At 64.2% G+C, this 18,689-nt stretch carries 18 protein-coding genes and 1 tRNA gene; 14 read left to right on the forward strand and 5 right to left on the reverse strand.

The annotated features are described in order from the left end of the window. Positions 1-17: 17 nt before the first annotated feature. A tRNA-Arg gene (locus ACZ5KU_RS00815) sits at positions 18-94 on the reverse strand. Positions 95-311: 217 nt separating this feature from the next. Here ACZ5KU_RS00815 and ACZ5KU_RS00820 point away from each other — a divergent pair. From ACZ5KU_RS00820 to ACZ5KU_RS00845, 6 genes are all read left to right on the forward strand, one after another. Then, entirely contained in the window at positions 312-539 is a 228-nt protein-coding gene (locus tag ACZ5KU_RS00820; RefSeq protein ID WP_054058204.1) for a RebB family R body protein, read from the forward strand. After that, positions 536-1,072: a hypothetical protein gene (locus tag ACZ5KU_RS00825; protein WP_054058205.1), complete on the forward strand. Its 537-nt coding sequence runs from the start codon at positions 536-538 to the stop codon at positions 1,070-1,072. Before ACZ5KU_RS00820 ends, ACZ5KU_RS00825 begins: the two co-directional genes overlap by 4 nt. Before the next feature lie 46 nt (positions 1,073-1,118). Beyond that, positions 1,119-1,436: a RebB family R body protein gene (locus tag ACZ5KU_RS00830; protein WP_054058206.1), complete on the forward strand. Its 318-nt coding sequence runs from the start codon at positions 1,119-1,121 to the stop codon at positions 1,434-1,436. A gap of 310 nt (positions 1,437-1,746) precedes the next feature. Further along, positions 1,747-3,189, forward strand: a complete 1,443-nt coding sequence (gene gabD / locus ACZ5KU_RS00835) for an NADP-dependent succinate-semialdehyde dehydrogenase (protein ID WP_054058207.1) — start codon at positions 1,747-1,749, stop codon at positions 3,187-3,189. A 175-nt stretch (positions 3,190-3,364) separates the two neighbouring features. After that, positions 3,365-4,642: a 4-aminobutyrate--2-oxoglutarate transaminase gene (gabT, locus tag ACZ5KU_RS00840; RefSeq protein ID WP_054058208.1), complete on the forward strand. Its 1,278-nt coding sequence runs from the start codon at positions 3,365-3,367 to the stop codon at positions 4,640-4,642. Positions 4,643-4,778: 136 nt separating this feature from the next. Beyond that, a complete protein-coding gene (locus ACZ5KU_RS00845; protein ID WP_464736727.1) occupies positions 4,779-5,990 on the forward strand; it encodes an HDOD domain-containing protein in 1,212 nt (403 codons plus the stop codon). A gap of 38 nt (positions 5,991-6,028) precedes the next feature. Here the strand turns inward: ACZ5KU_RS00845 and ACZ5KU_RS00850 are convergent, their stop codons facing one another. Then, on the reverse strand, positions 6,029-7,018 hold the full coding sequence (locus tag ACZ5KU_RS00850; RefSeq protein WP_054061973.1) for a GGDEF domain-containing protein: 990 nt from the start codon (positions 7,016-7,018) through the stop codon (positions 6,029-6,031). Between the two features lie 148 nt (positions 7,019-7,166). Further along, a complete protein-coding gene (gene desA, locus ACZ5KU_RS00855) occupies positions 7,167-8,351 on the reverse strand; it encodes a delta-9 fatty acid desaturase DesA (protein ID WP_054058211.1) in 1,185 nt (394 codons plus the stop codon). Between the two features lie 167 nt (positions 8,352-8,518). Here desA and dibA point away from each other — a divergent pair, with 167 nt between their 5' ends. From dibA to ACZ5KU_RS00885, 6 genes are all read left to right on the forward strand, one after another. Next, entirely contained in the window at positions 8,519-10,453 is a 1,935-nt protein-coding gene (gene dibA, locus ACZ5KU_RS00860) for a phosphodiesterase DibA (protein WP_054058212.1), read from the forward strand. A 340-nt stretch (positions 10,454-10,793) separates the two neighbouring features. Next, complete coding sequence (gene oscA / locus ACZ5KU_RS00865) at positions 10,794-10,976, forward strand: sulfur starvation response protein OscA (protein WP_007941032.1); 183 nt, start codon at positions 10,794-10,796, stop codon at positions 10,974-10,976. Between the two features lie 164 nt (positions 10,977-11,140). Continuing rightward, complete coding sequence (locus tag ACZ5KU_RS00870; RefSeq protein WP_054058220.1) at positions 11,141-12,151, forward strand: sulfate ABC transporter substrate-binding protein; 1,011 nt, start codon at positions 11,141-11,143, stop codon at positions 12,149-12,151. A gap of 83 nt (positions 12,152-12,234) precedes the next feature. Next, on the forward strand, positions 12,235-13,053 hold the full coding sequence (gene cysT, locus ACZ5KU_RS00875; RefSeq protein ID WP_054058213.1) for a sulfate ABC transporter permease subunit CysT: 819 nt from the start codon (positions 12,235-12,237) through the stop codon (positions 13,051-13,053). A gap of 12 nt (positions 13,054-13,065) precedes the next feature. Further along, positions 13,066-13,938, forward strand: a complete 873-nt coding sequence (gene cysW / locus ACZ5KU_RS00880; protein WP_054058214.1) for a sulfate ABC transporter permease subunit CysW — start codon at positions 13,066-13,068, stop codon at positions 13,936-13,938. A 3-nt stretch (positions 13,939-13,941) separates the two neighbouring features. After that, a complete protein-coding gene (locus tag ACZ5KU_RS00885) occupies positions 13,942-14,931 on the forward strand; it encodes a sulfate/molybdate ABC transporter ATP-binding protein (protein ID WP_054058215.1) in 990 nt (329 codons plus the stop codon). Positions 14,932-15,077: 146 nt separating this feature from the next. Here the strand turns inward: ACZ5KU_RS00885 and ACZ5KU_RS00890 are convergent, their stop codons facing one another. Next, positions 15,078-15,602 carry an Mpo1 family 2-hydroxy fatty acid dioxygenase gene (locus ACZ5KU_RS00890; RefSeq protein WP_054058216.1) on the reverse strand — a complete coding sequence of 175 codons (525 nt, stop codon included), beginning with the start codon at positions 15,600-15,602 and terminating at the stop codon, positions 15,078-15,080. Between the two features lie 86 nt (positions 15,603-15,688). On the opposite strand from ACZ5KU_RS00890, the gene ACZ5KU_RS00895 reads away from it, so the two are divergent. Continuing rightward, a complete protein-coding gene (locus ACZ5KU_RS00895; RefSeq protein WP_054061975.1) occupies positions 15,689-16,375 on the forward strand; it encodes a Crp/Fnr family transcriptional regulator in 687 nt (228 codons plus the stop codon). 57 nt (positions 16,376-16,432) lie between these two features. Here ACZ5KU_RS00895 and ACZ5KU_RS00900 read toward each other — a convergent pair whose 3' ends face one another. After that, complete coding sequence (locus ACZ5KU_RS00900) at positions 16,433-17,437, reverse strand: AraC family transcriptional regulator (RefSeq protein ID WP_054061976.1); 1,005 nt, start codon at positions 17,435-17,437, stop codon at positions 16,433-16,435. A 96-nt stretch (positions 17,438-17,533) separates the two neighbouring features. On the opposite strand from ACZ5KU_RS00900, the gene ACZ5KU_RS00905 reads away from it, so the two are divergent. Next, the gene (locus tag ACZ5KU_RS00905) at positions 17,534-18,622 is read left to right on the forward strand and encodes a fatty acid desaturase (RefSeq protein WP_419737133.1); all 1,089 of its coding nucleotides are present in this window, start codon (positions 17,534-17,536) and stop codon (positions 18,620-18,622) included. Positions 18,623-18,689: the final 67 nt, after the last annotated feature.

The following is an 18,689-nucleotide window of genomic DNA, read 5'->3' on the forward strand; positions in this document are numbered from 1 at the left end:
AGGGCATTTTCGAAAGATGGCGCACTCGGCGGGATTCGAACCCACGACCCCTGCCTTCGGAGGGCAGTACTCTATCCAGCTGAGCTACGAGTGCTTGTGCGGGCGCCATCATACCTATCTCGGCCTTGGGCGTCCACGGTGGTTTTCAGCCGTCGACCTTATCCTGTCCCGGCGGCTCATTTTCCTGCACGCCAGTGGCACGGATTCCCCGGCAGGGCGCTTTCTGGCGCTTTGGCGCAACTGATCTATCGTTCTCCTGCTACGGGTTCGCCGAGCGTTTTCCTCGTTGTCGTCACTTCCAGGAGAGAGGCATGTCCACCGTCAACCCGCAAATCACCGACGCGGTCACCCAGTCGAACGTCCAGGTCGTCGGTAGCGCGCCCGCCACGGCGATCGCTTCGCTCTGCCAGGTCAGCAGCCACGCGGTCAGCCTGGCCCTGCAGAATGCGGTCAGCCAACAGCAGGCGCTGAACATCATCGGCAATGCCACGGTGGCGTCCGCCGTGCAGCAGATTCTCGCGGTAGGAGGGCGCTCATGAGCAGCGAGGACCAGGCTGGCGCCCAGCAACACTCGGCGCAGGATCCGGCGGCAACGGCATCGGCGCTGTTGGGAGAACTCAACGAACAGTTGCTAAAGCAGGCCGCCGCCGGCATCGGCAACGAGGCCCTGAACCGGCAGATCGTCGAGGCGGTGAACCTGATCAATGCCCAGTTGACGGCCCAGGTGCCGGCGCTGTCGGCACTGGGTCCGGAGTTGCTGACCCGCCAGGCCAGCGGCCTGGTCGCGCAGTCGGCGGCCAGCTACTTCGACGGGGTCACCAAGCTGGCCCTGGCTTCCCAGGGGGTATTGCTAAGGCAGATGACCGAGAGCATTCTCAAGGATGATCTCGATGCGGCCAACGAAAGCGCCCTGGGCGCGCTCAACACTCACCTGCTGGTCAGTGGCGCCGCCGCAGTGGCCGCGGCCACCGGGGTACTGGACGCCGAGGCGGTGACCGGGGCGATCGAGCGCATCGACCAGAGCATTGCCCGCTTCAGCGCGCATCTTTGCGAACGCACGTCTTCCGAGTGAACGACATTCGCAACAGGCCCTATCGTCCAGCACAAGGAGTCAGATCATGACCGAAGTGAACCCGCAGATCACGGATGCCGTCACCCAGTCGAACGTCCAGACCGTGGCCGAAGCACCCGCCATGGCCCTGGGCAGCCTCTACCAGTCCATGGCCCATTCCACCGGCATCCTGTTCGAGAATGCGGTGAGTACCCAGCAACAGCAGAACACCCTGGCCCAGGCGGCCGCCACCCAGGGTGTGATGCAGATCTACAGCCTGGACACGACCGCGGCCGCCGGTGCCAACGAGAAAATCGCGCAGACCGGGGTTTCCGACAATCTCACCAGCCTGCTGACCGTGCTGAAATCCTTCCAGTCCAAGTGATTGTCTGGCGGGCCCCGTGCTGCCAGGCGCAGCGCCGGGCCCAAGATGACGTTGATCAGAAAAATCCCCGCCGGTGGTCTATTCTCGTTCTTTTTTTCGAACAGACTATTGTCCTTTGACCCCATTGCTCCTAGGATTCGTTTGAGATTTCAAACGCTCCTGTCTGGGTGCTGAACCGCACATCGATCGCATGTGCGCTATTTATGTGCTTCGGCCCGGTGAATGAATTTCCTGACGGCAGCCCCCAAGGCGCCTTTCTACAATCAATAATTCGCTCCGCGCGTGCGCGGTGCTGTTAAGGAAAGCCTACATGCAGCTCAAAGATACCCAGTTGTTCCGCCAGCAAGCCTTCATCAACGGGGCATGGGCCGACGCGGACAATGGTCAGACGATCAAGGTCAACAACCCGGCCACGGGCGAAATCCTGGGTACCGTGCCGAAGATGGGCGCCGCCGAAACCCGCCGTGCCATCGAGGCTGCCGACAAGGCCCTGCCGGCCTGGCGTGCCCTGACCGCCAAGGAGCGTTCCAACAAGCTGCGCCGCTGGTTCGAACTGATGATCGAGAACCAGGACGACCTGGCCCGCCTGATGACCCTCGAACAGGGCAAGCCGCTGGCCGAAGCCAAGGGCGAAATCGCCTACGCCGCCTCCTTCATCGAGTGGTTCGCCGAAGAAGCCAAGCGCGTCTATGGTGACGTGATCCCCGGCCACCAGCCGGACAAGCGCCTGATCGTGATCAAGCAGCCGATCGGCGTCACCGCCGCGATCACCCCGTGGAACTTCCCGGCCGCGATGATCACCCGCAAGGCCGGCCCGGCCCTGGCCGCCGGTTGCACCATGGTGCTCAAGCCCGCATCGCAGACCCCGTTCTCGGCCCTGGCCCTGGCTGAGCTGGCCCAGCGCGCCGGCATCCCGCAAGGCGTGTTCAGCGTGGTCACCGGCAGCGCCGGCGAAGTCGGCGGCGAACTGACCGGCAACCCGATCGTGCGCAAGCTGTCCTTCACCGGTTCGACCGAAATCGGTCGCCAGCTGATGGCCGAATGTGCCCAGGACATCAAGAAGGTGTCCCTGGAACTGGGCGGCAACGCGCCCTTCATCGTGTTCGACGACGCCGACCTGGACAAGGCGGTCGAGGGCGCGATCATCTCCAAGTACCGCAACAACGGCCAGACCTGCGTCTGCGCCAACCGCCTGTACGTGCAGGAAGGTGTCTACGATGCCTTCGCCGAGAAACTGAAGGCGGCGGTGGCCAAGCTGAAGATCGGCAACGGCCTGGAAGAAGGCACCACCACCGGTCCGCTGATCGACGAGAAGGCCGTGGCCAAGGTCAAGGAGCACATCGCCGACGCCTTGAGCAAAGGTGCTACCGTGCTGACCGGCGGCAACGCGATGGAAGGCAACTTCTTCGAGCCGACCGTGCTGGTCAACGTGCCGAACAACGCCGCCGTGGCCAAGGAAGAAACCTTCGGTCCGCTGGCACCGCTGTTCCGCTTCAAGGACGAGGCCGACGTCATCGCGATGTCCAACGACACCGAGTTCGGCCTGGCTTCCTACTTCTACGCCCGTGACCTGGGCCGTGTGTTCCGCGTGGCCGAGGCACTGGAGTACGGCATGGTCGGCGTCAACACCGGGCTGATCTCCAACGAAGTCGCGCCGTTCGGCGGTATCAAGGCCTCGGGCCTGGGCCGCGAAGGTTCCAAGTACGGCATCGAAGACTACCTGGAAATCAAATACCTCTGCCTGGGCGTCTAACCCGGTCGGATGCTTCGGCGACAGGGGCACGAGAGCGCTGCTCCTGTCGCGTTTCAAACGTCACTTCAATGTGGCCGGAACCCTGTGCCAGTCGATCATCGTATGCTGGTGCAGTGCTCTCCCTGCCGCGTCATCCTTGAACCACGCCGCCCGATGAGCGGTGAATGAGGACAATATGAGCAAGACCAACGAATCCCTGATGCAACGCCGCCAGGCCGCCGTTCCACGCGGCGTCGGCCAGATCCACCCGATCTTCGCCGACTCGGCGAAGAATGCCACGGTGACTGACGTCGAAGGCCGCGAGTTCATCGACTTCGCTGGCGGTATCGCCGTACTGAACACCGGTCACGTGCACCCGAAAATCATCGCCGCGGTGACCGAGCAACTGAACAAGCTGACCCACACCTGCTTCCAGGTCCTGGCCTACGAGCCGTACGTGGAACTGTGCGAGAAAGTGAACGCCCGCGTTCCAGGCGACTTCGCCAAGAAAACCCTGCTGGTCACCACCGGTTCCGAAGCCGTCGAGAACGCCGTGAAGATCGCCCGTGCCGCCACTGGCCGCGCTGGCGTGATCGCCTTCACCGGCGCCTACCACGGCCGTACCATGATGACCCTGGGCCTGACCGGCAAGGTCGTGCCCTACTCGGCCGGCATGGGCCTGATGCCAGGCGGCATCTTCCGCGCGCTGTACCCGAACGAACTGCACGGCGTGAGCATTGACGATTCCATCGCCAGCATCGAGCGCATCTTCAAGAACGACGCCGAGCCACGTGACATCGCCGCGATCATCATCGAGCCGGTACAGGGCGAAGGCGGTTTCTACGTTGCGCCCAAAGAGTTCATGAAGCGCCTGCGTGCCCTGTGCGACCAGCACGGCATCCTGCTGATCGCCGACGAAGTGCAGACCGGCGCCGGTCGTACCGGTACCTTCTTCGCCATGGAGCAGATGGGCGTCGCGCCTGACCTGACTACCTTCGCCAAGTCCATCGCCGGCGGCTTCCCGTTGGCCGGCGTGTGCGGCAAGGCCGAGTACATGGACGCCATCGCTCCAGGCGGCCTGGGCGGCACCTACGCCGGTAGCCCGATCGCCTGCGCCGCGGCCCTGGCCGTGATGGAAGTGTTCGAGGAGGAGCAGCTGCTGGACCGCAGCAAGGCGGTCGGCGAGCGCCTGGTGGCCGGTCTGAAGAAAATCCAGGCCAAGTACCCGGTGATCGGTGATGTGCGTGCCCTGGGCGCGATGATCGCGGTCGAGCTGTTCGACGACGGCGACACCCACAAGCCGAACGCGGCAGCCGTCGCGCAGATCGTCGCCAAGGCCCGTGACAAGGGCCTGATCCTGCTGTCCTGCGGCACCTACGGCAACGTCCTGCGCGTGCTGGTTCCGCTGACCTCGCCGGACGAGCAACTGGACAAGGGCCTGGCGATCATCGAAGAGTGCTTCGCTGAACTCTGAGCCGGGTGATGGGCTGGACAAAAAGACCCGCTTCGGCGGGTTTTTTTGTGTCACGACGGCCGGTTGCGGGGGCTGGCGGTTGTACCTGCCGGTCAGTTTTGACTAATGTGTCAGGACTGCCCTCGGAGAGTGCAAGATGACTGCCTTGGATTTACCTGCTGTACCCCGTGTGTTGATTGCCGAGGCGGACCCTTGGGCGCGGGACCTGTTGAAACAGGTATTGCTGACCGTGCGCTGCGACGCACAACTGGCCCTTTGCGCCAACGGCCAGGACGCCCTGCAGCAACTCACCGAACAAGCCTTCGACCTGGTGATTGCCGACCGCGAGTTGCCGGGGGTCGATGGCCTGAGCCTGCTCTACAGCATGCGCCAGAAAAAACGTTCTCCCCTGTTGCCGTTCATTCTGATCAGTTCGCGCAGCGACGTTGCCAGCGTCCGCGAGGCCCTGCCGCTGCAACCTACCGCCTACCTGACCAAGCCGCTGAATGTCGATGGCCTGACCCAGCGCCTGCAGGACCTGCTGCTCGATGCCGGGCAGAGCGTCCTCTGTGAAGTGCCGGCCCTGGCGCCGGGCATGGACCTGAGGACCTTCCTCGAACGCCGCCGCGAGCAATCGGACGGCGCACCGCTGATGGCCGACGTGCAGGTCGCGGTGAAACGCAGCCTCAACCCCCACGGCCTCGACCTGAAGCAGCTGGAGCAGGAAATCGGCACCGACCCGCAGATCACCGCGGTGCTGATCGCCGCCGCCAACAGCGCGGCGCAGCATCACGGCAGCGCCGTGCAGACCCTGGGCCAGGCCCTGCAGCGCCTCGGTTCGGCGCAAAGCATGAACCTGATCCTCGGCCTGAGCCTCAAGCGCAGCGCCAAGCTCAGCGATGCCGCGCTGGCCGATTACGCCGAGCGCTACTGGCAATTGTCGCTGCATACCGCCGAGTACGGCCGGACCCTGGCGCGGATGTACGACCTCGACCAGGAGCGCTGCTATTGCGCCGGGCTGCTGCATCGCCTGGGCGACCTGGCCCTGTTGCGTTGCCTGCAGGAATGGCGGCAGGCGGGCGGCGAGCTGGATGACGAGCAGATCGGCGAGTCGCTGTTCGCGCTGGGCGCCAGCTACGGTTCGGCGCTGCGCACCCGCTGGCGCCTGCCGCTGGAGCTGCGCGAGCTGATTGCGGCGGTCTACCAGCTTGGTGGCGGGGTGTATTCCCGCGAGGCGCTATCGATGAACCTGGCGGCCCAGCTGGCGCACCTGACGCCCAGCCAGAGTATCGAGGAAGTGGCCAGGAGCCGTGCCGCCAGGCTGCTCAAGATCGGCCTGGCGGACCTGACGCGGCTGCGCAAGAACTGACCGGCGCTCGTGTAGCCCCGAACCTGTGGGCGCCGGGTCTAGGCCAGCACGATCTGGTTCTTGCCCTGGCGCTTGGCCCGGTACATCGCCCCGTCGGCCCGGGCGAACAGGCTGTCGAGCAATTGATCCTCTGCGGTCAGGTTGGTCAGCCCCTGGCTGACGGTGGTGCCGAAGTTTTCCCCGTCGTGGTTGAACGCCAGGCGCTGAATCTCCCGCTGCAGGCGCTCGGCGATCGCCATGGCCATGTCCGGGGCGCAGCCGGGCAGCAGGGCGGCGAACTCCTCGCCGCCGATCCGCCCGAACAGGTCGCCGCTGCGCAACGCCGCACGGCCGGTCTCGGCGATTCGCTGCAGCACCTGGTCGCCCGCCGGGTGGCCGTAGGTGTCGTTGATCAGCTTGAAGTCATCGATATCCAGCAGCAGGAACGCCAGCGGCGAATCCTGTAGCCGGGCCTGCTCGAACTCGCGATGGGCACATTCGAAGAAGTGCCGGCGGTTGCTGCTGCCGGTCAGCACGTCGGTGGTGGCCAGGCGCTGCAATTCGTCTTCCAGGACCTTCTTCTCGGTGATGTCCTCGGCGATCCCGACCACGATCACCCGCTGGCCCGGTTCGGCGTGACGGCTGATGAAGCACTTGTCGCTGAGCCAGCGGATTTCGCCATCGGCGCGGATGATGCGGTATTCGCGGTCTTCCACCGCGCCTTTCTCCAGCACCTCGGCCAGACTGCGCTCGGCGTGGTCGAGGTCGTCAGGGTAGATGCTGTTGCGCCATTCGTCGTAGTCGGCCAGCAACAGCCCGGCCGAACGGCCGAAGATGCGCTCGTAGGCCGGGCTGACATAGAGCATTTGCCGCGCCTCCCAGTCGAAGGCCCAGAGCACCGCGTTGACGCTGACCAGCAGGGAGCTGAACAACTGTTCGCGCTCGCTCAGGCGCGCGACCTCGCCTTGCGCATGGACCAGCGCAAGCAGGGTTTCAGCGGCCTCCGGCCACTGTTGGAGCAAGGACGGTTGCGGTTTTTTTATCACCATCGGCACACATCTCAGAAGGTGGGCCGCGCCGCTTTCAGGCACGACGACACTGACAATCCGCCTGTCTGGCGAAGTGCATTTGAGATAGAGGAATGGTCGCTAAGTTCCGAACGACGCGCCTCGAAGCGAGGCGCGCCGATCAGCGGTGTCAGGCGGCGCTGGGGCGCAGCGAGTAGGTTTTCAGCTGGTTGGCGAATTCGCGCAGCGACTGGATGCCGCTGGCCTCGGCCTCGTGCACCCAGTCCTTGATCGCCGCGAGCATGTCGTGGCCATTCGAGCTGGTCTTGACCCAGATCTGTTGCAGGGCCAGGCGTTTCTCGTAAATTACCTTGAGCGCCTGGCTGTGCTCCAGCATGCCTTGGATGCGCAACTGGTGCTTGTCGCTGAGCAGGCTGGTTTCCCGCGACAGCAGGCGCTTGGCCCGGTGGAATTTCTGGCGTACCGAATGATCGACCTTGGCCAGTTCCTGTTTCACCAGCGGGCCGATCACCAGCTTGCGGTACTGGGCCATGATCTGGAAGCGGTTGTTGAGGATCGCCATGGCGGTGTCCATGTCCAGGTGGCCCTTGCCCTCGACCCGATGGGCGATCGGCGCGACACGCTGTACCTTGGCCAGTCGCAGCAGGCAAAAGACCTTGATCCAGGCCCAGCCCAGGTCGAACTCCCATTTTTTCACCGAGAGCTTGGCCGAGTTGGGGTAGGTGTGGTGGTTGTTGTGCAGTTCCTCGCCGCCGATCAGGATGCCCCAGGGCACCAGGTTGGTGGCGGCGTCGCGGCATTCGAAGTTGCGATAGCCGACGGCATGGCCCAGGCCGTTGATCACGCCGGCGGCCCAGAACGGGATCCAGATCATCTGGATCGCCCAGATGGTGATGCCGATGGCGCCGAACAGCAGCAGGTCGATGAGGCCCATCAGGGCTACGCCCAGCAGCTTGTAGCGGCTGTAGAGGTTGCGTTCGATCCAGTCGTCCGGGCAGTTCTTGCCGTAGATGCGCAGGGTCTCGGCGTTGCCCGCCTCGGCCCGGTACAGTTCGGCACCGGTGCGCAGCACGGTGGAGAGGCCGAGGATCACCGGACTGTGGGGATCGTCGACGGTTTCACATTTTGCGTGATGTTTACGGTGGATCGCGGTCCACTCGCGGGTATTCTGTGCCGTGGTCAGCCACAGCCAGAAACGGAAGAAGTGCTTGAGACCGCCGTTGAGTTCCAGGGAGCGGTGGGCCGAATAGCGGTGCAGGTAAACCGTGACGCCGACAATCGTCACGTGGGTCATCAACAGGGTGACCGCCACCAGTTGCCAGGCTGACAGGTCAAGAAAACCGTTGTACCACATAGGCTGTATGGCCCTCGATAAAGTAAAGAACAGCCGTCGCATTATCACCGAGCCACCAGAGAAAACCAGTCGCCGTTTCAGATAAGAGTGCCGGGATGTTTCTTACTCTATAATTCCGGCCGTTTTGTAGGGCAATTTGGCATTTCTAGAGGGAATTAGCACCGCTTATGGCAAGTTCATACCGCAATGCTCTGAAGGCGGGGGTGTTGTACCTGTTGCTGTCGATCCTCTGGATCCAGCTCAGCCAGCAGCTGTTGAGCAGTTTTTTCGATGAGCCCGAGCAGTTGGTGCAGTGGCAGATCGTTCGCGGCTACCTGTGGGTCAGTGTCAGTGCGGTGCTGATTTTCCTGATCCATGCGCGTTACCAGCGGTTTGTCCAGGCCGCCCGGGAACAGCAGTCGGCGGATGCGGGCGAAGACCGCGAGCGCCTGCGCCAGGCCGCGGCGGTGTTCGACTGTACCCGCGAAGGGGTGCTGGTCTCCGACCGCGAGGGGTTGATCGTCCACGTCAACCGGGCGTTCGTCGCCATTACCGGTTATCAGGAGGCCGAGGTGCTCGGCAAGCGGCCGAGCCTGTTCAAGTCCGGGCGCCATCCGGCGGAGTTCTACCAGAAGGTCTACCAGGCCCTGGAGGCCAGCGGCGAGTGGAGCGGCGAGATCTGGAACCGGCGCAAGAGCGGGGAAATCTACCCACAGTGGCAGACCATCCGGGCCATTCGCGATGATCACGGCCAGCTCAGTCACTACGTCGCGGTGTTTTCCGATATCAGCGCGATCAAGAACTCGCAGCACGAGTTGAGCCAGCTGGCGCACTACGATCCGCTGACCGGCCTGCCCAACCGCCTGCTGTTCTCCGACCGGGCCGCCCAGGCCCTGGCCTCGGCGCAGGTGCACAAGCGCGGTTGCGCCCTGCTGCTGATCGACCTGGACCATTTCAAGATCATCAACGACAGCCTCGGCCACAACATCGGCGACCAGTTGCTCAAGGCGGTGGGCGAGCGCCTGCAGGGCCTGTTCGGCACCGGTATCAGCCTGGCGCGCCTGGGCGGCGACGAATTCGCCGTGCTGGCCGAGAACTGCCCGCAGGTGGTCCAGGCCGCAGCCCTGGCCCAGCGGGTGATCGAAGGCCTCAGGGAGCCGTTCCAGCTCGAAGGCCACTCGTTGTTCATCAATGCCAGTATCGGCATCAGCCTGTTCCCCAGCGATGCGCTGAACGCCGAACAATTGCTGCGCAACGCCGATTCGGCGCTGTTCAAGGCCAAGAGCGCCGGCCGTGAGGGCTACGCGCTGTACACCGAGGAACTGACCGCCCATGCCCAGCACCGGGTGGAAATGGCCGGCGAGCTGCGCCGAGCGCTGGAGCAGGGCGAGTTGCGGGTGTACTACCAGCCGGTGCACGAGCTGCAGGGCAGCCGCCTGGTCGGGGTCGAGGCACTGGTGCGCTGGGAGCATCCGCAGCGTGGGCTGGTCTCGCCCGGCGAATTCATTCCGATCGCCGAGCGCACCGGGCTGATCGCCGAAATCGATGCCTGGGTCATGGAGCAGGCCTGCCAGCAGATGTGCCAGTGGCAGCGCGAGGGCCTGGCGTTGTCGTTCATCGCGGTGAACGTTTCCAGCCGCCTGTTCGCCCGGCGCGAACTGTACCAGCAGGTGGCGAAGGTGCTCGACGACACCGGCCTGGACCCGGCGCTGCTCGAGCTGGAAGTGACCGAAAGCGCGGTGATGGACGATCCCGAAGTGGCGCTGGAGCAATTGCACCGCCTGCGTGAACTGGGGGTGAGCCTGGCGATCGACGACTTCGGTACCGGTTATTCCTCGCTGCTGCGGCTCAAGCGCCTGCCGGTGCAGAAGCTCAAGATCGACCAGGGCTTCGTCGCCGGCCTGCCGTGGGACGAGGACGACGCGGCGATCGTTCGCGTGGTGATCGCCCTGGCGCAGAGCATGGGCATGCGGGTACATGCCGAGGGCATCGAGCAGCAGGAACAGGCGCGGTTCCTGCTCGAACAGGGCTGCGACCTGGGCCAGGGCTACTGGTTCGGCCGGCCGGTGCCGGCGCCGCGGCTCGATTGGCAGCATGCCCCGCAGATCTGCGCGACAGTCTGAGGCAGAGGGCGCCTGTTTGGGCGCCATCGCCAGCCCGCCGGCTCCTACCAGCTCTGCAGGCCCCTGTAGGCGCCGGGTTTGCCCGCGAACCGAGGCAAGGCGGCCATTCAACCGGATCGGCGGTGCCGATGCAGGCCTATTCGCAGGAAAGCCACGCTCCTGCACGGCGCGCAACCCTTGAGCCGGCATGCGACGGTCATCCTCTTTCGTTATCTAAATTTAGTTATATCAAAATTCTTAAATAGTATTTTTAAGAATAAATGCGCCTGTCTAAGATGACCTCAACGCCCAAAAGCAGTGCCGCCACTGCCGCGGCAACTCTCATTTCAGGAGCACGACCATGAGCGCATCTCTGCGTAGCGTTGACGGCCAGGACGAAGCAACCATTCTGCGTGAGATCCAGAGCGCCTTGCGCGACCTGCGTTTCGGCGCGGTCGAGATCACCGTGCACAACGCCCAGGTGGTCCAGATCGAACGCAAGGAAAAATTCCGTCTGCAAAATCCCGGCAACAAGCCAAGCTGAACATCGCAACACCCTCTGAGCCATCAGAGGCCCGACTGGTCAACCGGAGGGCGCATCCATTCATGCCCCCCTCCACGTAAAGACAGCAGCGTTCAGGCCCGGATGCGGGCCTGATGCGCCATAAGAAAAAAGCCGATACCTCACATTTTTTCGGGAGCTTCACCATGTCGTCGATTCGCCGTTATGCCCTGGCCGCGCTCGCCAGCGCCGTGTTTGCCGGTTCCGCCGTTGCCAAGGACTACGAACTGCTCAATGTGTCCTATGACCCGACCCGTGAGCTGTACCAGGACTACAACGCCGAATTCACCAGCTTCTGGAAGCAGGCCCACCCCGGCGACAACGTGAAGATCCAGCAGTCCCATGGTGGCTCCGGCAAACAGGCCCGTGCGGTGATCGACGGTCTTCGCGCCGACGTGGTGACCCTGGCCCTGGCCGGTGACATCGACGAAGTCGCCAAGCTCGGCAAGACCCTGCCCGAGGACTGGCAGAAGCGCCTGCCGGACGCCAGCACCCCATACACCTCAACCATCGTGTTCCTGGTGCGCAAGGGCAACCCCAAGGGCATCAAGGACTGGGGCGACCTGATCAAGAAAGACGTGTCGGTCATCACCCCGAACCCGAAAACCTCCGGCGGCGCCCGCTGGAACTTCCTCGCCGCCTGGGCCTACGGCCTGAAAGCCGGTGGCAGCGAAGCCAAGGCCGAAGAGTACGTGAAGGAGCTGTTCAAGCACGTGCCGGTCCTGGACACCGGTGCCCGCGGCTCGACCATCACCTTCGTCAACAATGGCCAGGGCGACGTCCTGCTGGCCTGGGAAAACGAAGCGTTCCTGGCACTGAAGGAAGATGGCGGCGCCGACAAGTTCGACATCGTCGTGCCGTCCCTGTCGATTCTCGCCGAGCCGCCCGTGGCGGTGGTCGACAAGAACGCCGAGAAGAAGGGCAACACCGAGATCGCCACCGAGTACCTCAAGCACCTGTACAGCCCGGCCGGTCAGGAAATCGCCGCGAAGAACTTCTACCGTCCGCGTGACGAGAAGGTTGCCGCCAAGTACGAGAAGCAGTTCCCCAAACTGCAACTGGTGACTATCGACAAGGACTTCGGCGGCTGGAAAACTGCCCAACCGAAATTCTTCAATGACGGTGGCGTGTTCGACAAGATCTACCAGGCCCAGTGATCGGGGTCGGTAAACTGAAATAAGCCAAGCCCAGGGCCCCGGATTCCGTTCGGGGCTTTTGTGCGTCAAAACCAAGGACTTTTATGTCGCGTCGTATCTCCCCCGTCATACCCGGCTTCGGGCTGACGCTGGGCTACACCTTGGTGTACCTCAGCCTGATTGTGCTCATACCGCTGGCGGCGATGTTCGTGCATGCCGCCCAACTCACCTGGGATCAGTTCTGGAACATCATCTCGGCACCGCGGGTGATCGCGGCGTTGAAGCTGAGTTTCGGCACCGCGCTGTACGCGGCGGTCATCAATGGTGTCATCGGCACGCTGCTGGCCTGGGTGCTGGTGCGCTACACCTTCCCCGGCCGCAAGATCATCGATGCGATGGTCGACCTGCCGTTCGCCCTGCCCACCGCCGTCGCCGGTATCGCGCTGACCGCGCTGTACACCCCCACCGGGCTGGTCGGGCAGTTCGCCGCCGACCTGGGCTTCAAGATCGCCTACACCCCGCTGGGCATCACCCTGGCGCTGACCTTCGTGACCCTGCCGTTCGTGGTTCGCACGGTACAGCCGGTACTGGCCGACATTCCCCGTGAAGTCGAGGAGGCGGCCGCCTGCCTGGGCGCCAAGCCCCTGCAGGTGTTCCGCCATGTCCTGCTGCCGGCGCTGCTGCCGGCCTGGCTGACCGGCTTCGCCCTGGCATTCGCCCGCGGTGTCGGCGAGTACGGTTCGGTGATCTTCATCGCCGGCAACATGCCGATGAAGACCGAGATCCTGCCGCTGCTGATCATGGTCAAGCTCGACCAGTACGACTACACCGGCGCGACCTCCATCGGCGTGCTGATGCTGGTGGTTTCCTTTGTCCTGTTGCTGCTGATCAACCTGCTGCAGCGGCGTATCGAAACCCCATAAGGAGGCGCGAACATGTCCCAATCGTCCATTGCCGCCGCGTCTTCGGCCAATGCCGCCCGGCGTGGCAGTGCCACCTCGCGGCGGATCCTGATCGGCCTCGGCTGGCTGATCTTCGCCCTGTTCCTGCTGTTGCCGCTGTTCATCGTGGTGTCCCAGGGCCTGAAGAACGGCCTGGGGGCTTTCTTCACCGCGATCTTCGAGCCCGATGCCCTGTCGGCGCTGAAGCTGACGGTGATCGCCGTGCTGATCTCGGTGCCGCTGAACCTGGTGTTCGGCGTCAGCGCCGCCTGGTGCGTGAGCAAGTACAGCTTCCGCGGCAAGAGCATCCTGGTGACCCTGATCGACCTGCCGTTCTCGGTGTCGCCGGTGATCGCCGGCCTGGTCTACGTGCTGATGTTCGGTGCCCAGGGCCTGTTCGGTCCGTGGCTGGCCGACCATGACATCCAGATCGTCTTCGCCCTGCCGGGCATTGTCCTGGCGACCATCTTCGTCACCGTGCCCTTCGTCGCCCGTGAACTGATCCCGCTGATGCAGGAGCAGGGCACCCAGGAAGAAGAGGCCGCCCGGCTGCTGGGCGCCAACGGCTGGCAGATGTTCTGGCATGTGACCGTGCCGAACATCAAGTGGGGCCTGATCTACGGCGTGGTGCTCTGCACGGCGCGGGCGATGGGCGAGTTCGGCGCGGTGTCGGTGGTTTCCGGGCACATTCGCGGGGTGACCAACACCCTGCCGCTGCACGTCGAGATCCTCTACAACGAATACAACCACGTGGCCGCGTTCGCCGTGGCGAGCCTGTTGCTGATCCTGGCGCTCTTCATCCTGCTGCTCAAGCAGTGGAGCGAAAACCGTATCAACCGCCTGCGCGCCAGCGCCGCGGAGGAATAAGTCATGTCGATCGAAGTCCGTAACGTCAGCAAGAACTTCAACGCCTTCAAGGCCCTGAACAGCATCAACCTGGATATCAGCAGCGGCGAACTGGTGGCCCTGCTCGGCCCGTCCGGCTGCGGCAAGACCACCCTGCTGCGGATCATCGCCGGGTTGGAAACCCCGGATGCCGGCAACATCGTGTTCCACGGCGAAGACGTGTCCGGCCATGACGTGCGCGATCGCAACGTCGGCTTCGTGTTCCAGCATTACGCGCTGTTCCGCCACATGACGGTGTTCGACAACGTCGCCTTCGGCCTGCGCATGAAGCCCAAGAGCCAGCGGCCGAACGAAAGCCAGATTGCCACCAAGGTCCACGAACTGCTGAACATGGTGCAGTTGGACTGGCTGGCCGACCGCTACCCGGAACAATTGTCCGGTGGCCAGCGCCAGCGGATCGCCCTGGCCCGTGCCCTGGCGGTGGAACCCAAGGTGCTGCTGCTGGACGAACCGTTCGGCGCGCTGGATGCCAAGGTCCGCAAGGAGTTGCGTCGCTGGCTGGCGCGGCTGCACGAAGACATCAACCTGACGTCGGTGTTCGTGACCCACGACCAGGAAGAGGCGATGGAAGTCGCCGACCGCATCGTGGTGATGAACAAGGGCGTGATCGAGCAGATCGGCTCACCGGGCGAGGTCTACGAGAACCCGGCCAGCGACTTCGTCTACCACTTCCTCGGGGACTCGAACCGGTTGCACTTGGGCGAGGACCACCACGTGCTGTTCCGCCCGCATGAAGTGTCGCTGTCGCGCCATGAGCTGGAGGATCACCATGTCGCTGAAGTGCGCGACATCCGTCCGCTGGGCGCGACGACCCGGGTGACGCTGAAGGTGGAAGGCCAGAGCGAACTGATCGAGGCCGAGGTGGTCAAGGACCACGACAGCCTGATCGGCCTGGCGCGGGGCGAGACGCTGTTCTTCAAGCCCAAGGTCTGGCAGAAGCTGGCGAACGTCTGACCCTCAAGGTTGCAGGGCTTGCTGGCCTCTTCGCGGGCAAGCCCGGCTCCTACCAGGTACGCGTCGTACACAAGAGCGATGGACATCTCAAATCCGCAGGCGCCGGGCTTGCCCGCGAAGAGGCCCTGCCAAACACCACCAAACCATCAGGCCGCCGCGCGCTTCTCGCGCAACCGTACGCCCCCCGCCCGCGCCTCGATCTCCTGCTTGAGCGCCTTGCGCAACCCGAGCAGAAACGCCAGCTCGGCCACCACGAACAGCGGCCCGACGATCAACCCGCTGAGGTCGTCGACGAACGCCGGCTTGCGCCCTTCGTAGTAATGCCCGATGAACTGGATCACCCAGCCGAGCACGAACAGACCGATCCCACTGCTCAACCAGACCAGGGTGCTCTGCGCGGCAATGATCTGGCCTAGCCAAACGGATAGGCCGAGCAGCACCGTCATCAGTACCCCAAGAGCCACTTCCAGACGCAGATAGAACCAGGCCGAAGCCACCGTCAGAAGCACTGCGGGGGTCAGCCAGAGCCCGGCCACCGGCCATCCCGGCCTTGAAAGCAGGGTCGCGACGGCGATCACGATCAGCGGAATTCCGATGAAATGGCTGGCGATGTTCCGCGGATCACGGTGGTACGCCGCATATTGACTGAGATGCTCGACGAGGTTTTTCATTGTTATTCCTCCTGTAGGGTGATGGGATCATGCCCTGCTCGAAAACTTTGCGCTGTCGGCTACCCGACAATCGTCTCGGAGTTCCCATGGAAGTATCTGCCTGGCGTTCACGCCTGCTGACGGGTCACTGGTTCAGCAATCTGCCGGCTCACTTGCAGGATAGCCTGCTGGCGGCAGCCAAGGGCCGACGCCTGACGCCCGGCCAGCGGCTGTTCAAGCGCGGCGACCCGCCCTGTGGCCTGTACGCGGTGCTCGAAGGCTCGGTGCGGGTCGGCGCGGTCAGCGAAAAGGGCAAGGAGGCCCTGCTGAGCGTGATCGAACTGCCGTACTGGTTCGGCGAGATCTCGCTGTTCGACGGCCTGCCGCGTACCCACGATGCCTATGCGGTGGGCCACACCATCCTGCTGCAGGTGCCGCAGGGTGTGCTGCTGCAACTGCTGGACGAGCACCCGGAGTACTGGCGGCATTTCGCCCTGCTGATGAGCCAGAAGCTGCGGCTGACCTTCATCGGCCTGGAGCAGTTGAGCCTGCTGCCGGCCCGCGAGCGGCTGGCCCATCGGCTGCTGCAGATTGCCGAGGGTTATGGCGAACTCAACCATTCGCGGCAACTGATTCCGCTGTCCCAGGACCAGCTGGCATTGATGCTGTCGCTGTCGCGGCAGACCACCAACCAGATCCTCAAGGGGTTTGAGGACGAAGGCATCCTGCGCCTGAACTACGGCGAGATCATCATCACCGACCTGGCGCGCCTGCGTCATGCGGCCAGCAATTGAGGTGTGACGCCGCACCGCCGCGAATAGGCTCTTGAACCTGACGAAGTTTGCAGGGCCTCAACGCAACCCGTCACGAAACTGCCCCGGCGTCATCCCGGTCCAGCGCTTGAACGCCCGGCTGAAGCTGCTGGTATCGGCAAACCCGAGCAGGTAGCTGATCTCGCTCAGTGAACACTGCGGATCGCGCAGGTGCAGCAGTGCCAGGTTCTCCCTGCATTCGTTGAGCAGCGTGTCATAGCGGCAGCCCTCGTCGGCCAGGTGCCGTTGCAGGCTGCGCAGGCTCAGGTGCAGGGCCTGGGCGATGCGTTCGGCCGAAGGCTCGCCCTCCGGCAACTGCGCCTCGATGGCCTGGCGCACCTTGCGCTCCCAGGTCAGCGGCTTGAGTTGCGCCAGGGTGCGGTTCAGCACCGCTTCGTTGTGTTCGGCCAGCTCCGGGTTGGCGTCGTCCAGATGGCTGTCGAAATCGCTGCAGGCGAACTCCAGGCAATCCTGCGCGGCCGCAAAGAACACCGGCGCGCGAAACACCGTGTGCCAGGGCTTGGGGTCCGTCGGCTCGGCCCGCCGCAGGTGCACCGCCAACGGCGCGTATTCGCGGCCCAGGCGGTTGCGGCAGGTGCGCACGTAGATCGCGGCGAACGCATCGATGGCTTCCGGGGCCGGCTCCGGGCTGCCCTTGGGCACCCGCAGGCTGAAGCGGTAGCGCTCGCCTTCACGGCTCAGTTCCAGCTCCAGGGCATCGCTGACCACCGTGTGGTAGCGCACGATGCGCTCGAACACCTCGCGCAGGCTGCCGCTGGCGACCAGCGCATAGCCGAGGGCATGGAAGGTGGTCGGGCTGACGAACCGCGACACCCGCAGGCCGATCGCCGGATCGCCGCTGGCCTGCACTGCCAACTGCCAGAGACGGGTGGTGGCCGACAGCGGGTAGCGGGCGTTGGGATCGTCCATCAGTTGCGGGTCGACCCCGGCCTCGCGGCACAGGGCGGCACTGTCGAGGCCGAGGGCGTCGAGCTGCTTGCGCAGGGCGCGGGTCCAGCTGGAAAGCGAAGTCGGTTCAGGCATGTTGGCGCGTCCGGTCAACGGGTTGGCGTTCGCGGCTACGGCCTTCAGAGATGCTACGGCGCAAGATGCGAACATCAATGACCAGAGGATGGAATCATGGAAGGTGTTTGCGCAAGTCCCCAGGCCACGAATGTTCAGGCGCTGGACGATCAGCAGCGCTGCGCGCGCATTCGTGAGGTGGTGCTGGCCCGGGGCGTCGAACTGCGTCGGCGCTACCCGCTGCTCAATCACCAGGACGCCATCGGCGCGGGCATCCTGGCCTTCGCCCTGGCCGGCATGATCGGCTCGGCGGCGCTCTATATCGAGGGCTACCTGGCCTGGTGGGCGTGCCTGCTGGTCAACGCCTTCCTCGCCTCGCTGACCCACGAGCTGGAGCATGACCTGATCCACAGCATGTATTTCCGCAGGCGGCGCGTGCCGCACAACCTGATGCTGGCGCTGGTCTGGCTGGCGCGGCCGAGCACCATCAACCCCTGGGTGCGCCGTCACCTGCACCTCAACCACCACAAGGTTTCCGGCACCGAGGCCGACATGGAGGAGCGCGCGATCACCAACGGCGAGCCGTGGGGGCTGGCGCGGCTGCTGATGGTCGGCGACAACGTGATGTCGGCGCTGATCCGCGCAGGCCGGGCGAAGAGCTGGGCGCACCGGCGCGCCATTCTCAAGCGTGTGGTGCTGGTCTATGCACCACTGGCCCTGCTGCACTGGGGCGCCTGGTATGTGTTCCTCGGGTTCCATGGCGCCAACGGCGTCGCCGCGCTGCTGGGGACCTCGATCGACTGGTCGGCCGGGACCCTGGCGACGATGCGGGTGATCGACATCGCGGCGGTGGTGATCATCGGGCCGAACGTGCTGCGTACCTTCTGCCTGCATTTCATCAGCTCGAACATGCACTACTACGGCGATGTCGAGCCGGGCAACGTGATCCAGCAGACCCAGGTGCTCAACCCATGGTGGCTATGGCCGCTGCAGGCGTTCTGCTTCAACTTCGGCAGCACCCACGGCATTCATCACTTCGTGGTCAAGGAACCCTTCTACCTTCGCCAGATGACCGCGCCGGTGGCCCACAAGGTGATGGCCGAGATGGGCGTGCGCTTCAATGATTTCGGCACCTTTGCCCGGGCGAACCGGTTTGTCCGCCAGGAACGTGGCCGTGTACAGGCGGCGAGGGTCGTACAGGGCTGAAGGGCTGCTTTCGATCGTTCCCGCGCGCTGCGTGGGAACGCCTCCCTGGATGCTCTGCGTTACAGGC

The sequence above is a fragment of the Pseudomonas sp. Tof1 genome, assembly GCF_055390395.1.

What these genes read in the sequence shown, in the direction of transcription:
- ACZ5KU_RS00820 (WP_054058204.1), top strand. Translation starts at nt 312, where the DNA reads ATGTCCACCGTCAACCCGCAAATCACCGACGCGGTCACCCAGTCGAAC.
- ACZ5KU_RS00825 (WP_054058205.1), top strand. Translation starts at nt 536, where the DNA reads ATGAGCAGCGAGGACCAGGCTGGCGCCCAGCAACACTCGGCGCAGGAT.
- ACZ5KU_RS00830 (WP_054058206.1), top strand. Translation starts at nt 1,119, where the DNA reads ATGACCGAAGTGAACCCGCAGATCACGGATGCCGTCACCCAGTCGAAC.
- gabD (WP_054058207.1), top strand. Translation starts at nt 1,747, where the DNA reads ATGCAGCTCAAAGATACCCAGTTGTTCCGCCAGCAAGCCTTCATCAAC.
- gabT (WP_054058208.1), top strand. Translation starts at nt 3,365, where the DNA reads ATGAGCAAGACCAACGAATCCCTGATGCAACGCCGCCAGGCCGCCGTT.
- ACZ5KU_RS00845 (WP_464736727.1), top strand. Translation starts at nt 4,779, where the DNA reads ATGACTGCCTTGGATTTACCTGCTGTACCCCGTGTGTTGATTGCCGAG.
- ACZ5KU_RS00850 (WP_054061973.1), bottom strand. Translation starts at nt 7,018, where the DNA reads ATGGTGATAAAAAAACCGCAACCGTCCTTGCTCCAACAGTGGCCGGAG.
- desA (WP_054058211.1), bottom strand. Translation starts at nt 8,351, where the DNA reads ATGTGGTACAACGGTTTTCTTGACCTGTCAGCCTGGCAACTGGTGGCG.
- dibA (WP_054058212.1), top strand. Translation starts at nt 8,519, where the DNA reads ATGGCAAGTTCATACCGCAATGCTCTGAAGGCGGGGGTGTTGTACCTG.
- oscA (WP_007941032.1), top strand. Translation starts at nt 10,794, where the DNA reads ATGAGCGCATCTCTGCGTAGCGTTGACGGCCAGGACGAAGCAACCATT.
- ACZ5KU_RS00870 (WP_054058220.1), top strand. Translation starts at nt 11,141, where the DNA reads ATGTCGTCGATTCGCCGTTATGCCCTGGCCGCGCTCGCCAGCGCCGTG.
- cysT (WP_054058213.1), top strand. Translation starts at nt 12,235, where the DNA reads ATGTCGCGTCGTATCTCCCCCGTCATACCCGGCTTCGGGCTGACGCTG.
- cysW (WP_054058214.1), top strand. Translation starts at nt 13,066, where the DNA reads ATGTCCCAATCGTCCATTGCCGCCGCGTCTTCGGCCAATGCCGCCCGG.
- ACZ5KU_RS00885 (WP_054058215.1), top strand. Translation starts at nt 13,942, where the DNA reads ATGTCGATCGAAGTCCGTAACGTCAGCAAGAACTTCAACGCCTTCAAG.
- ACZ5KU_RS00890 (WP_054058216.1), bottom strand. Translation starts at nt 15,602, where the DNA reads ATGAAAAACCTCGTCGAGCATCTCAGTCAATATGCGGCGTACCACCGT.
- ACZ5KU_RS00895 (WP_054061975.1), top strand. Translation starts at nt 15,689, where the DNA reads ATGGAAGTATCTGCCTGGCGTTCACGCCTGCTGACGGGTCACTGGTTC.
- ACZ5KU_RS00900 (WP_054061976.1), bottom strand. Translation starts at nt 17,437, where the DNA reads ATGCCTGAACCGACTTCGCTTTCCAGCTGGACCCGCGCCCTGCGCAAG.
- ACZ5KU_RS00905 (WP_419737133.1), top strand. Translation starts at nt 17,534, where the DNA reads ATGGAAGGTGTTTGCGCAAGTCCCCAGGCCACGAATGTTCAGGCGCTG.